Annotated in this window: 10 protein-coding genes and 1 pseudogene; 5 read left to right on the forward strand and 6 right to left on the reverse strand. The window is 59.6% G+C overall.

Annotated features, from left to right (window positions below):
- Positions 1 to 418: pseudogene (locus tag COMA2_RS11315) on the forward strand (ZTL protein); the annotation flags it as partial.
- 5 nt (positions 419 to 423) lie between these two features.
- Here COMA2_RS11315 and COMA2_RS11320 read toward each other — a convergent pair.
- The 3 genes from COMA2_RS11320 to COMA2_RS11330 all read right to left on the reverse strand — a co-directional run bounded on the left by COMA2_RS11320 (position 424) and on the right by COMA2_RS11330 (position 6763).
- Positions 424 to 2805, reverse strand: coding sequence for a DNA methyltransferase (locus tag COMA2_RS11320; protein ID WP_090897966.1), 2382 nt, complete (start codon positions 2803 to 2805; stop codon positions 424 to 426).
- A gap of 105 nt (positions 2806 to 2910) precedes the next feature.
- Positions 2911 to 3966 carry a Fic family protein gene (locus COMA2_RS11325; protein WP_090897969.1) on the reverse strand — a complete coding sequence of 352 codons (1056 nt, stop codon included), beginning with the start codon at positions 3964 to 3966 and terminating at the stop codon, positions 2911 to 2913.
- A gap of 82 nt (positions 3967 to 4048) precedes the next feature.
- Complete coding sequence (locus COMA2_RS11330; protein WP_090898084.1) at positions 4049 to 6763, reverse strand: DEAD/DEAH box helicase family protein; 2715 nt, start codon at positions 6761 to 6763, stop codon at positions 4049 to 4051.
- Between the two features lie 237 nt (positions 6764 to 7000).
- On the opposite strand from COMA2_RS11330, the gene COMA2_RS11335 reads away from it, so the two are divergent.
- From COMA2_RS11335 to COMA2_RS11350, 4 genes are all read left to right on the forward strand, one after another.
- Complete coding sequence (locus COMA2_RS11335) at positions 7001 to 7837, forward strand: hypothetical protein (protein WP_090897972.1); 837 nt, start codon at positions 7001 to 7003, stop codon at positions 7835 to 7837.
- Between the two features lie 64 nt (positions 7838 to 7901).
- Entirely contained in the window at positions 7902 to 10052 is a 2151-nt protein-coding gene (gene glgP, locus COMA2_RS11340; RefSeq protein WP_245630977.1) for an alpha-glucan family phosphorylase, read from the forward strand.
- Complete coding sequence (locus COMA2_RS11345) at positions 10046 to 11455, forward strand: HEAT repeat domain-containing protein (RefSeq protein WP_175304549.1); 1410 nt, start codon at positions 10046 to 10048, stop codon at positions 11453 to 11455. The genes glgP and COMA2_RS11345 overlap by 7 nt, the downstream gene beginning before the upstream one ends.
- 12 nt (positions 11456 to 11467) lie before the next feature.
- On the forward strand, positions 11468 to 11923 hold the full coding sequence (locus COMA2_RS11350; protein ID WP_090897975.1) for a hypothetical protein: 456 nt from the start codon (positions 11468 to 11470) through the stop codon (positions 11921 to 11923).
- Position 11924: 1 nt separating this feature from the next.
- Here COMA2_RS11350 and COMA2_RS11355 read toward each other — a convergent pair whose 3' ends face one another.
- From COMA2_RS11355 to COMA2_RS11365, 3 genes are all read right to left on the reverse strand, one after another.
- Complete coding sequence (locus COMA2_RS11355) at positions 11925 to 12752, reverse strand: HEAT repeat domain-containing protein (RefSeq protein WP_090897979.1); 828 nt, start codon at positions 12750 to 12752, stop codon at positions 11925 to 11927.
- 36 nt (positions 12753 to 12788) lie between these two features.
- Positions 12789 to 13004: a hypothetical protein gene (locus COMA2_RS11360; RefSeq protein WP_090897982.1), complete on the reverse strand. Its 216-nt coding sequence runs from the start codon at positions 13002 to 13004 to the stop codon at positions 12789 to 12791.
- A gap of 322 nt (positions 13005 to 13326) precedes the next feature.
- On the reverse strand, positions 13327 to 13965 hold the full coding sequence (locus tag COMA2_RS11365; protein ID WP_090897985.1) for a septal ring lytic transglycosylase RlpA family protein: 639 nt from the start codon (positions 13963 to 13965) through the stop codon (positions 13327 to 13329).
- Positions 13966 to 14080: the final 115 nt, after the last annotated feature.

The raw sequence follows: 14080 nt of genomic DNA on the forward strand, positions 1-14080 counted from the left end.
GCCTGATTTTACCTTTGAGACCACCCTCGGCGGGAATACCATCACAAGCCTCCTTGCCCGAGCAGCAGAACAGGGCATCGAGGTGCATGTCTGGTACGTGGGACTGTCCAGCCCGGAATTGCACATCGCGCGCGTGCAGGCCCGAGTCAGCCGAGGCGGGCACGACATCCCTGCGCACGACATTCATCGGCGCTACGAACATAGCCGTCTCAACCTCATCACGCTGCTCCCCCACCTCACCACCCTGCATATGCACGACAACAGCGGGGACGCGGACCCAGCAGCCGGGCGAACGCCAAAGCTGAAACCGGTGCTGCATTTGGCGCATGGCAGCATTCTCGGCCCGTCCGACCTCGCGTCCACGCCGAACTGGGCCAAACCGATCGTCGCCGCCGCGCTCAAGCTCCGCCAACCCTGAATCCTTCACCCCACCGTCACCGGCACCAGTGTCATGGTGTCGTTGCCGAAGATGTCGATGACTTTGACGGCGATGATGTAGCGTCCGGGCTTGTCGTAGCGGTGTGTGGCGGTTTTCAGTTCCAGGTCACGGTCCTGGCGGGTGCGGAAGCTCTGCCATTCGTTCTCGAAAATGTAGGCGCCGGTCCAACGCTCCTCGAAATCGTCGGCAGACAGCTCAAGGTCCCGTTGCGCCGGCTCTTGCCCTGGCAAAAAGCCATGCACCCCTCCGAGGCCGGTGCCGCGCGGGACCTTGATGATTTCCTGCCGGCTTTCGTAATTGAAGTCCACCGCCCAGTAGTCCACCCAGTCGGTCCATTTTTTAGTCAGCACGTCGCGGGTGACGACACCCTGCTTGTCTTTGCTGATCTTCAGCAACTTGCCCGATTCACAGACGACCTCGCTCTTGCCTTCCTTCAGTTCGGCGGCGATGGATTCGGCAATACCCTGCGAGTAGTAGACGGAAAAGTCCGTCAGCTCCACCGCCAAGGTCAGCTTGTCCTTCTTGTCGAAACGCGGCGTGACTTCGATATAGGCCACGTCGTGGAACCGCACCTGGCCCTTCTCGACAGCGCGTTTGTCGAACACTTCCGGCGGGATCGTCTTGGGCGCCAGATCGATGCCCTTCTGCTTCGCCTCATCCAAGACGGCTGGGAACAGACCCATCTCGAACTCGAACGCCAGCACGTCCACGCGAGCGGCGCCGCGCTTGCGGCATTCCGTGATGACTTCCTCGATGAACAGCCGACCGACGGGCAAGTTGATCGGGCCGACGACCACCAGCCGCCCGCTGTTTTTTCCGTGAAAGAAACCCGTATGGGGCAACGGCTCGGCGCGATAGGCTTTCAGAATCAACTCGCGGAACTCCTGCTCCTTCTTAGCGAGCGCCTGTTCCTTCTGTTTGCCCGTCAACCGCCCGGCGACATTCAGATAGGCCTGACGTTCATAGCGACCCAGGTTCAGCACCTCGAACGCGCGGAAGGGTTTGCCGTTAGCCTTCAACTCCCGCTGCACTTGAATCAGCCGTTTGCGCGTCGTGTGAATGCCGAACTTGCCAAGATCCGTGGCGATCCATTTCCGCCCGAGCTTTTCCGCCACGGCAGCGGTCGTGCCGCTGCCGCAGAAGAAATCGGCGACCAAATCGCCTTCTTTTGAGCCAATGTTGATAATTCGCTCAACAAGACGGTCTGGCTTCTGTGTTGGATAATCCGTGCCACCCTTCATCCGCCCAACTTCATCCCAAATGTCCTGAAGGGGAATCCCTTTCACGTCATCCAAATATCGCTTCACGCATCGTGATGATCCAACTTTCTGGTCGCGAAGATAAAGTTCACCACGAGCCAATGCCGCTTCCATTCCTTGAAAATCGTAAATCCATTCGCGCTTCGACGATGGCGAAGCGCCTCGCCAAACGAATCGGTTCTTGTTACCCTTCCAAGTCGCATTCTCAAGTTTGAACCGTTTGCCCTTCTTCGATTCGTTGCCGCGATAATTCACAACTTCGCCATCTTCCAGTTCGAGGAGGGAGTATTCAGATTCAGCCGAATCCGAGAGTTCAGTTCGTTCGATGTCGGAATCGTAATAGTATTTGTCGCTTTTGCCGAACCACAGAATTCTGTCGGTGACTACGCCAAGTTTATTCACTGCGTCGTTGTGCGGATCGGTTCTCTGCCAAATAATTTCGCCCAGCAAATTTTTGTTAGAAAAAAGTTCGTCACAGATCATTCTCGCGTGCGGCGCAAGTTTTGGCCCGATGTGAACAAAGATGCTCGCCTCCTCGTGCATCAAATCGCGCATGAGGATGAGCCGTTCGTAAATCATGGCGATGAAGGAATCCGCGCCGCGTCCCCAGGTGTCGCGATAGGCGATTTGTTCGAGGAGGTTCGGCTCCTTGTGGAAGGTCTCGCCGCCAATCTCGATGTCCATGCTGAAGTCCGCGCCCACGTCGAAGGGCGGGTCGATGTAGATGAGCTTGAGGCCGCCGGCGTCCTCGATCTGGCGGCGGAGCGCCCCGGCCTTGAGGGACGAGAGAATCAGCTTGTTGTCGCCCCAGATGAGTTTATTGGTCCAGCCCTTGATCTGCCGCCCGCCCAGGTCGAAGCCGAGTTCCCCCTGATCGCGCTGTTCCTTCCGCGGCTCGTCGATATGTTCGAGCGTCTGGAAAGGCAGGATGGCGGTGCAGACTTCGCGGGATTTGCCGTTCCAGACGAGTTCGACCTCGCGTTTGTCGGCGAAGAGGAGGAAGCGATACTTCTCCGGCAGCGGCTTGCCCTGCTCGATGAGCTTGATCAGGTCGCGCTTCTCAGCGTCGGAGAGGTCGTATTTCTCGCTGTCGTGTTGACGTGCCATACCTCAGCTCTTACCCTCTCTCTTCCCCTCTTTTAAGAGGTAGTATCCCCTTCATCCGCCCCACATCCTTCAATAGCTCTTCTTTTATCTCTTTTCGGCCAACCATTAGCTCTTTTCATCTTTCAGATGCCAGAGTGCCCCAGGGCCACGCCCGATGGCTTCAACCCGACCCTCTTTCCGCAGCCGGGCCATGACCAGGCGAATGGTCGCGCGACTCACTCCCGGACACTGCCTGACCACATCCTCGACGGAGAACTCGCCCATCATGTGGTTGATCGCATAGGAAACCAGTTCTGCCTTCGCCGCCGGCCCGGCGCTTTCACGGCCCGCCCTTCGCTCAAACTCGGTGTAGGCCATATTGACCACATCCACGGTGTACGAGAAAAACGGAAGCACGTCGTGCTGACTCTCATGCCAGCCTTGAGAGCTTTCATGCAGGCGCGCGTAATAGGATTCCTTGGTCGTTTCGATCAACCGCTCCAAGCTGATGTATCGCCCGACTTCGTAGCCAAGCTGGTACAGCGCAAGCAGCATGAGTAACCGGGAAACCCGGCCATTTCCGTCGGCAAAGGGGTGGATACACAGGAAATCCAGCATGAGCGCGCTCACAGCCAGAATCGGCGTGACCTGCTTCTGCTCCAGCACATGCTGATACAGGAGGCAGAGATGTTCTATTGCCTTGGGAACATCCTCAGGTTCGACCGGCTTAAAGCGGATCTCCGTTGTACCATCTGAATAACGCGCCACAATGTGGTTGGGGCGATCCTTCCATTCCCCCGCCCTCGGATCGACTTCGCCGTGGATCAGTCGGTGAAATTTCCGGAACGTATCCGGCGCGATCTGAATTTCATCAGCTTTGGCATGAATCCATGCCAGCGCCCTCCGGTAACCGGCTATTTCATTTTCGGAACGGTTCGTGGGCCTGGCCCGCCCCAACACCAGTGGTCGCAAGCGATCCCGCGCAACGGTGACACCCTCGATACGGTTCGATGATTCGACACTTTCCACCAACGCCATTTCGCGGAGAGCCTTCAGCACCTGTGGAGTTTGCTTGCCGTAGAGCGCCTGCCGTCCTCGCGCCGAGGCGATGTCGGTCAGCGCCGTGACCAGCCGCTGCGGAATAGCCAATTCGGAGAGTCGGACAGTCCTGAACGAGTTCATGAGGCAGCGGATTCCTGTTCAAGAAATGAGTGATCCAGATCGCGGATGCGAATCTGCGCGGTCAGGGGTTGGCGGAGCGTCATCATGATTTGTGTTTGTACTCCGTAAAGCTCGATGCGAGCGAGGCAAACGTGCCCGGCGTATGTTTCTCAAATCCTAGTTGATCCACGAAGACGAAGTCGTACCGCCGTCCGTTCGCTTCGGCAACCGTCGCGTCGGCACACCACAGCTTGAGCCGCGCCATTTTCTGTGGCAGATCCAACTCCTCTCGTCCCTTGGTCTCGACGACCCAGACTGTGCCGTCGATGGTGCGGACGATAAAGTCCGGCGTATAGGTGGAGAGGTCGCCGTCGGCTCTCACATAGTCGAGCTTGAAGCCGACTGCCAGGTAGTTCTTGGCAAAGGCCGCCACGTCGTTCGCGGATTCCAGAAAGGCAGCGAACGACAGCTCAAAACCGCCGGACTGCGACTCCCCGACGGTTTTGGTGAAAATGGATTTCTTTGCCGCGAGGAATGGACGATGCTCGGTACGGAAGGGGCGCGTCTCGCGAAGACGAATCCGGGCCTCGATGTGCGTGGTGCCGCTGTCTTGAATGGTCAGCGCATTGATGGCGGTCTTGAACGCGTCGTACAGGACTTTGCCGACTTCCGGCTCGGAGAGATTGCGGAGCACTACCGGGTCTTCGAGGTTCACCGGTGACGAGGCGAACAGCTGTTCACGCATGAAGATTTTCACTTTCCCATAGAGCACGTCATAGCCGCCAACGAGCCGTAAATCTTTGAGCAATTGGCGCGCAAAGAACGCCACGACGGAGCGGAAGTCGGCAGGCCCTGAGCCGTCCAGTTGAATCGTATGATGAATCTCCGAATCGAGCATCGTTTTGAAGACGATTTCCCTGGTCTCCTCGGGCGTGAACGGTTTGAGGGGCAGTTGTTTGTTGCCCAAGGCCGCGGGGTCGAGCGCATCGAGGTCTTTGAAGTCGCGCTGAAAGCGGCGGGTCAGCTTGGGGAGCGGAATGTCGAGGTCGTCGAGATTTTTATCCGGATTCTCTGTGTCCACTTCGACAATGAGCGAGTCCTGGCGTGTCGTACCGCCGCCCATCGGCACGTGCTCGAAACTGACGCCCTCAGTCTGGATGGATTCGACGAACTCCATAAAGGCAGGAGTTCCCATGACCGAGACGGTTTCTTTTGTATCAGTGCCGAAATACATCCGGCGCAGGCCGCGCCCGAGGGTTTGCTCGGGAAGAATTTTGCTCTCCGCGCTGTATTCCCGCAACCCGACAATGACCGTCACGTTGCGGACGTCCCAGCCTTCCTTGAGCATCAATACCGAGACGATGGCCTTGCAGGGCGACATCCAGGAATCGATCTCGTTCGACTGCTTGCGGAGCAGTTCGAGTTCCTCCTTTTTCTTGCCCGACGCGGCCTCGGAGATTTCGCCGTTGTTCTTGGTGTGGATCACCAGCACCCCACCCTGCAGTTCGGGGCAGATCTTTTCGAGATGGACGCCCACGTCGTCGCAGTTGCGGGTGTCGTCCACCATGACGAAGAGCACGGCTTTTTTGCCGAGTTGTTGGTGTTCGGCAGCGCTCTTCTTCCACTCTTCAATCCCCAGCGCGAGGTAGTCTGCATACTTCTCCGTGAAGAGGGCGCTCTTGCGTTCCTGCAGTTTGGCGCGACTGGCCGCATCCGGCAGCACCGGATGTTTCACGACGTTCTGATGAATGGCCTCGACCAGCGGATAATCGGACACGGTTTGGACGAAGATGGCTCCGTTGTTGTGGCGCGGCGTGGCGGTCACATCGACCTGCAAGGCGAGGCGGCAATCCTTTTGCAGCATCTTGTGATGGATGTCCTGGATAGATTTGAACCAGGCCATCTTCGGGTCGTGGATATGGTGCGCTTCGTCGTTGAAGAGGGCCAGTTCCTCCACCTCGCGGACGATTTCGCCGAGATCGGTCCGGCTGTCGGTGGTCTTGCCGATCGGCTTGGGGCCGAAGGGCGAGAGGAAGTAATCACGCAGATCGTCGTCATCCAATGAGGGGTCGGTCACCTCGCCAAGGAAGACGCGGTGGATGTTGGTCAAGAACAGGTTGCCTATGTCGCGCACGACGCGCACATCGTCCTGTATGTGCAATGTGAGCTGAAAATCGTCCCGCCAGTTCCGGCCTTCATGGCCGTTGCCGGGCAGAATGGGGTCGTTGAAGAAAATCCTGAGGCCGTCGAAGTCGGCGCGTAACCGATCGAGCACAATGATGTTCGGCGCGATGACGAGGAAGTTACGCGACAGCGCCGAGTCTGCTTCGTAGAGTTTATGAAAGAAGCTCCAAGCAATGAGCAGGGAAAGCACTTTGGTTTTCCCGGCGCCGGTTGCCATCTTTAAGACATAACGGGGCCAGTCTTCGTCGAACATGCCGGACGAGACCGCGCCGGACGCGTCGAATCGGAGCAGATCGTACTTGTCACGTGCACGCCGGACCTCGAAGAGCCAGACGACGGTTTCCACCGCCTCGCGTTGAGCAAAATAATAGCGGAACGGCGATAGAGAGCCGTCGGCATTTTCGATCAAATGCTCTGTTTCAAACCAATGGCGGAGCAAGGCGGCTGAGGTTGCGGACGCGCCGGCATATCGATCGGTTCGCCAGGCAAAGACTTCCTCCCGCACTTTGGCAACCAACGGCGGCAGCAGTTTTTCATAGGCCGTGCTTCTCAGCGCTTCGTCGGCTGGAAACCAGCGCTGGTCAGGGATGAGGGGCTCGTAAGGCGAGTTCGGAAAATCAGGGTGAAGCGACATTCCTATCTTTCGCTCAAGAGTTGCGAGGTGCCGCCGGAGAATACCCTTTTCCCCAAGAGAAATCATCACGCCCATGCGGAGAGGGCTCTGACCCATGTTCCTGGTCCATTGAGTTTTCCGGCAAGGCGGTCTTGCAGGCTCCCTTGTAGCGAACGCTTCAGAAGGTCACAGCTGTGTTCACCCCTTTTATCGACACACACGTCTCCGCTATAATCCCCGCTGCGCTTGAGCAGACCTATGGCCACCACCGACACTGACTACAAAGAACGCCTCCGCCAGCTGGCCGAACTGATGCTCGCCGTGTCGGGCGAATCGGTCACACTGATGAAGCACACCGCGCCGGAGCAGGCGCTCAAGCTCAAGCGGCAGCAAGAGTGGGGCATCTATCTGGAATTCCTCAAGGTCATGTTCAATCTCGCGGATCGGCTGGTGGCCCTGCACATTCCGCTCAAGGACCAGATGGAGTTCATGAACGGGCTGGAAGACGCGGTGACGCAACAGCTGAAGCGCGCGCTGGAACCGGCCTTCGGAAATAACGCGGATCAGATGGAAATCGTCATGACGATCGGAACCACCGTGGCGGAAAGTCGGCAAGCCTACGAGCACTACAAGTTCCTGATCACCGAAGACTCGAAGGCAAAGAACGAGATGTTCCGCGACTTCGGCGACAAAGTCGCCGAGGCCCTCGGCACGGCCGGCAACACGCAGCTCCGCTCCGCGGCGACACTTTGCGCAAGCGCGGTCGTGCCGGCGCTCAGCGCAGTCCTGCAAGGGCAGGCTCCTCCCGCTCAAGACGCTCCGCACGTCGTGCCTCCGGACGTCGGGACCTCGACGGAACAGCAAAAGTCCACCGGCCAGGAGATCAAGCTTGTCAGCTTGATGTCGAGCGTGTCGGGCGAAGAAGTGGAGACCCGTTGGGGGCTCCATCCCCGGTTTCGCGAGGACCTCAGCACGTCCGAACTGCAGCAGCTCTCCAAACTCCTGAACCGGGTTGCAAAAATCCTTGGCGAACGTTATGCCGCCGTGGCATTCTCCAAAGACTGGGCCTCGTGGCATAAGGCCGGGCACGCCTGATCGCAACCGGTGATCGCCCGTCATTGCCGATCCTGATTACGTGACCTTGACCAAAGGAGTGCTTGTGGATTCTCCTAACGTGGTGAACGGTTCTCTCCCGCAAACCCTCAATCGTCTGCCCGAGCTGGCGCAAAATCTCTGGTGGAGCTGGACGTTGGAAGCCCGCCAATTGTTCGAAATGATCGATCCGACCCTGTGGTTTCTCACGCACCATAATCCGGTCAAGCTCCTGTCCGATGTGACGCCGGACCGGCTCACGCGCTTGGCCGAAGACCCGTCGTTTCTCCGCCAATACTCGGCGGTGTTCCGCCTGTTCGACGAATATCTGGCCAACAAGAAAAGTTGGGTCGGGACGCACCATGCGGATTTGACGAAATCGGCGATTGCGTACTTCTCGGCCGAATTCGGCCTCCATGCCTCCGTGCCCATTTATAGCGGCGGTCTCGGAATCTTGGCCGGAGATCATTGTAAGGAGGCGAGCGACATCGGCTTGCCGCTCGTCGGCATCGGATTCATGTACCCGCAAGGATATTTCCGCCAACGGATCACGCCGGAAGGGTGGCAAGAGGCGGCCTACGCCCCGTTCAACCGCGATGAATCCCCGGTTCATCAGGCTCTGACCCCGTCGGGAGAACCCTGTCGGTTTGCCGTCGAGATGGGCAGTCGGCGGGTGACCGCGACTGTTTGGAAAGTGTTGGTGGGAAGAATCTCGCTCTTTCTCATCGATACGGATGTGCCGGAAAACAGCCCGGAGGACCGAGCCCTCTCCGCCCGTCTCTACGGCGGGGATCAAGAAATGCGCCTCTGTCAGGAGATCCTGTTGGGGATCGGCGGCGTGCGCATGTTGCGCTCGCTCAACATCTCGCCGTCGATCTGGCATGCGAACGAAGGGCACTCGGCCTTCCTTACCTTGGAGCGGGTGCGTGAATTCGTTCAAAAGGGGTCGTCCCACGCGGAAGCCTCGGAGCTGGTCCGTCAGAGCACCGTCTTCACCACGCATACCCCCGTGCCGGCCGGACACGATGTCTTCCCGCACCATCTGATGGATCGATACTTTGCCGGCTATTGGGAACAACTCGGCCTCTCGCGGGACGAATTCCTCCGCCTTGGAGAAACTCCGGAGTCGCGCGGACACGGCTTCAACATGACCGCGCTGGTCATGCGCCTCTCGGCGCACGTCAACGGCGTCAGCCGCGAACATGGCCGCGTCTCACGAGAGATGTGGCAACACTTCTGGCCGGGGTTGCCGGCCGACCAAGTCCCCATCCGCAGCGTGACCAACGGCATTCATGCGCCGACATGGATCTCGCCGGAGCTACACCACCTCTACAGCAAGTCGCTCAGCCCGACCTGGACCCATACCTGCGATGATCCGGCCATGTGGCAGCGGGTGATGGATGTGCCGGATCACGAGCTGTGGGCGGTCCGGCAAACGATGAAGCGGAAACTGATGAGTTTTATCCGTGAGCGAGCCAGGGTCGGCTGGATGCATGGGCATCTCCAGCCGTCTCAAGTGCTCACGCGCGGCACGCTCCTGGATCCCGAGGCCTTGACGATCGGGTTTGCCAGGCGGTTCGCGACGTACAAACGAGCGACCTTGCTCTTTCGAGACCTAGAACGGCTGAAGGCGCTCCTCCAAGACCGCTGGCGGCCGGTCCAACTCATCTTCGCCGGCAAGGCCCACCCCGCCGACGAACCAGGGCGATACTTCATTCACGAAGTCCTGAACTTCTGCCACGACCACAAGCTGGGCGGTCGCGTGGCGTTCTTGGAAAACTACGAGATGCATATGGCGAAATATCTCGTTCAGGGCGTCGACATTTGGTTGAATACCCCGCGCTTTCCGATGGAAGCCAGCGGCACCAGCGGCATGAAAGCCGCCCTGAACGGCGTGTTGAACCTCAGCGTCCTCGATGGCTGGTGGGTGGAAGGATATAACGGAGCCAACGGGTGGGGCATCCAGCCGCTCAGCGAACAGGCCGACGCGCAGACGCAGGATCATCATGATGCCGAACAGCTCTATCACGTCTTGGAACAAGAGGTCGTGCCGCTGTTCTACCAGCGTGATCGTGACGGGATTCCGAGGGGCTGGCTTCAAATGGTCAAAGAATGCATCCGTACCATCGCGCCCCAGTTCTGCACCACGCGCATGCTGAAGGACTACGTCGGCCTGATGTACCGCGCCGCCACGGTGCGGCAACCGACGACATGGTAACTCGGCACCGCGTGGCAGGCCGGTATCCTCTGCGCGCCGGCTTGCGATCCATTTCTACACTCGCGTGTGTGACCGGCGCGCTTCTCCTGATTCTCGTCACCGGGTCTCTCGTTCCGGCATCGGCAGGCCCCCCTTCCACGGTCGAATCGAAAGCCACGGCCCTCTTCAAGGCCGGTGACTACCCCGAAGTGATCGCTCTCTACCGGGGTCTTCCACCGGAGGCGACGCCCTCGAACGCATTCCTCCGCCTCTCCCTGCTCAGCCATGTCCGCCTGGGGCGAACGGACGAAGCCTTGGCCATCTATGCGAAATTGACCCAGCCGGGACAACCCCATGATGCGTCGCTGCTCCGTCCGTTGGCACTCGGAGTGATCACCGGCCACGTTCGAGACCGAAAAGAACATGTCCGCATTGCAGCCTACTCGGCCCTCGCGGAATTGGGCCTGGCGGAGACCGCCGCGATTTTGGAGGACGGCTTGCTGGACGCCTCGGTGGTCGTGCGCGCGCGCGCCGCCGAGGCGATCGGAAAAGCCGGACTCGCGGCAAAGTCCGGCGCTCTGCGCCGCGCGTTGCGGGATGACATGCCGACCGTCCGCATCGCCGCGATGACGGCGCTCGGGGAAGCACAGGCCACCGACGTTCAGCAGCGGTTGCTGGATGTCGCTCGCACTGAGGATGGGCCTGAGGCCATCTTCGCCTACGCCGCGCTGTTCAAGCTGGGACATGTGGAAAAGCTGGACGATATCACCAGCGCCGCGACCCTGCCGGACGCGGAGACGAGAATGGCCGCGCTGGGGGTATTGGGACGCCTCAAACGTCCGGCCAGCCTGGCGGTCCTGGCGCAAGCCGTGTATGATCCCGATCCGTCGGTGCGCGCCTTCGCTGCCGGAGCACTGGGAGAATTTGGTTCCCCTGGCGGCGTGGCTCCACTGACGCATGCCATCGGGGACGAGATGGCGATGGTGCGCGGTCTCGCGGCGGCAAGTCTTGGAAAGCTCGGCATCAAGGACAATCGGCCTTTGCTGCTGGCGCTCACACGAGACTCGGATATCCATGTCCGTGCCGGCGCCACAGAGGGATTGATTCGTTTGGGCGATACCTCCGCCTTCACGCTGGCCACGGAGCTCGCTCGGCATCCCGACCCTTCCATCCGTGGCGCGGCGGCGCAGGCCTTGAGCGCCTCCGCCGAGAAAGACGCACTGCCGATTCTCCACAAGCTCTTACAGGACCAGCAGCCGCTTCCTCGCCTGATGGCCGCCAAGGGATTGCGGAAAAGCGGCGAAAGTGCCATTCCTATCTTGGTCAAGGGGTTGCACGACTCGGACGAGGCCGTGCGTATCGCAAGCGCGAACAGCCTGCTCCAGCAGTTGACTCGGTCGGGCTCGTCACAACGTCACCGCTAATCGAGGGCCATCATGGTTAAATTTCTCGCTGTTCTCTTGCTGCTCGCCGGGGCGTTCGGAGCGGGCTACTATCTCGGACAACGGCCCGTCGGGACGCTTCAGCGAACGGTCGCGGAGCTTCAACAGTCGTTGAAAGATGTATCCAGAAACGTATTGGACACGACCCTCGGGATCGAACGCGATCTGCGCAAGCGGCAAGGGCTCGTGGATGCGAAGTCTCGATTAGTCCAGGCGAAGGCGCACCTCGTCGATCGCAATTTCGGCGACGCGGCGAAAGAATTGGCCGAAGCCGTCACTGCCGTGGAAGCCGCCGCGAAGGGAGTCAAATCCGATACCGCGACCAACCCCCTCAGGGACATGGCCGGATCGCTGCGGGAGGTGAAGTTGGAGATTACGACAGGGAAACAGGTGTCAATGAAAAAGCTGGACGAACTCCAGCAGCGAATGGACCAACTCTTGAACAACTAACTCAGGCGTTGGCCGCTTGAGAGATCGGGGGCTTCTTCCACTTCGCAAGAATTCGTTCCACCCGCATCTTCACCACCATATCGGGATCTTTAAGCAACGATTTGATCGCCTCGCGGCCGCGTTCGTCGCCGATCGACTCCAACGCGGCGGCGGCCGTCAACCGCGTATACCAGTCTTTATCACCGAGCATCCCAATGAGCGGATCGATGGCTTCGCCGCTTTTGATCCGCCCCAAGGCGCGGACGGCGCACTTGCGAACATTTTCGTCCTTATCACGAAGAGCAGCGACCAGCCGCCCGACGGACGGCTCCCCCAGTTGAACCAACGCATCCACGGCATCATCTTTGAACTCATCGTTCCGAAGTTGAAGCACCAAGGGATCAAGCACCCGCTCGTCGCGGATTTTCCCGAGCGAAGCAATCGCGTATTTACGGACCTCCCAATCGCGGAGCAGCTTCAGGAGTGTCTCGACGGCGGGAGAGCCCACCTGCCCCATCGCCTCGATGGCGACCTCTCGAACCTGCCAATCACCGTCTCGTAACGCGCGGGCCAGCGGTTCGACACAACGCTCATCACCCATCTCGCCCAGCGTGATCACCGCTTCGCGGCGGACCACCCAATCAGGATCAGCGAGCAGATCGATCTGAATGTCGATCTCGTCCTTGACCTGCTCTTCGTCCAGCGCGACCGTGTCTCGGCCGGTCGCTCCCGCCTCAGCGGCGGAAGTGACAGCCTGCATCTGATCGGCTGCTTCATCCGCGGGCGGCTCCTCACCGGTTTGCCGGCTGAGAGGAGTAATACCCTGGGGGGACTTCAGTTCTTCTTCCATGGATCAGTACCTGACACGACCGTGCCCGTTGAAAGATTAGGCCGACGCAGGGGCGGCAGCCGCGCCTTTGCTCCCGGCGGCTCGTTTCTTCCGTTGCGCAAGCGCCCGCCGTTTACGCTGCTCTCTCTTCAAACGTTTCCTCAGTGACCGGAGAGCAGCGTCACCCTCAGGGTTGTCGTGATTGGTCAGCTTTGCGCCGACCTTCTTTTTCAACTTCACTTCATCCGGTTCCGCTGCGCGCTTCTTGGCCATCGCTCCATGCCTCCCCTTCGATAAACTCACGTATTGTCAGCCGCCGACGAGAAGACTGCAGTCTAGTGGAGAGCTTTGCACCGTGTCAACCTGAGTGGGACCAGCAAGATGAACCTTCACAGGAGCCTGCAGGCTGTTCGAAAAGGCTGTCCGGCCGGCAGTGTCCCAGGCCAGGCGTAACCTTTCTCACCCGACCCACCCCGACCTGCCCAGGGCAGCTCTCTCCCGGTTGGTACGATGAGCCTCTGAGCGATGCGACCTGCCTCGCGAAGCCGCTTCGGCAAGGCGGGGAACGCCGCGGGCGGACTTTTTCAACAGCCTGTTAGTTGAGGACCAACGATGCGACCGGCGTGCCGGCCGGATGGGTGACCGCCAGCACCGCAAGGGCCCAGCGGTTCCGCCTGGCAATCCAGAGGTCGCCAAGGAAGTTTCTCGCCGGATGGGCCATCCCATGCGACGCCCGATCGGTCCAAGGCCGCGCATCGGCAAGCAGCGAAGCCGCTCGGTCTGAGAATTGTTCCGACAACAGCATCAGCTCCGGTCGGCGTTCGCCGACGATCTCAACCTGCACATAGGCCACCCCTTCGTGCGTCATGCCCAACTGGACAGCCGCACCATGGGAAAGGTCGAGAATCCGCCCTTTCTCGTAGGGACCCCGGTCTGTGATTCGGACATAGAGATGCTTGCCGTTCGTCAAATTCACCACACGCACCACGCTGCCGAGAGGCATCGTCCGATGGGCAGCCGTCAACGCTTCCATATCGAACAACTCGCCGTTCGCCGCTTGCCTGCCATGGAACTGTTCGCCGTACCACGATGCGACGCCCCGATCCTTGATCCCGACATCCAATTGCATATCTCCTTTGGGAACCCAGGAACAGGCCCCCAACGACAAGCAGAGGATGACGGCAAACGATGTGGACGACGATGAAAGCCGACTCTGATGAAGCTCAGTGTGCATGCTGGGTATCGCCTCCCTTTGATGGCAACGATGAGACCACTGGTCGATTCAGAGTATGAAAGGCGGGGGACTTCGACAATACCGACTGGAGTATCGGCTCCCCCACTTCCGTATG

The organism is Candidatus Nitrospira nitrificans, assembly GCF_001458775.1.
In the GTDB taxonomy this organism is placed as follows: domain Bacteria; phylum Nitrospirota; class Nitrospiria; order Nitrospirales; family Nitrospiraceae; genus Nitrospira_D; species Nitrospira_D nitrificans.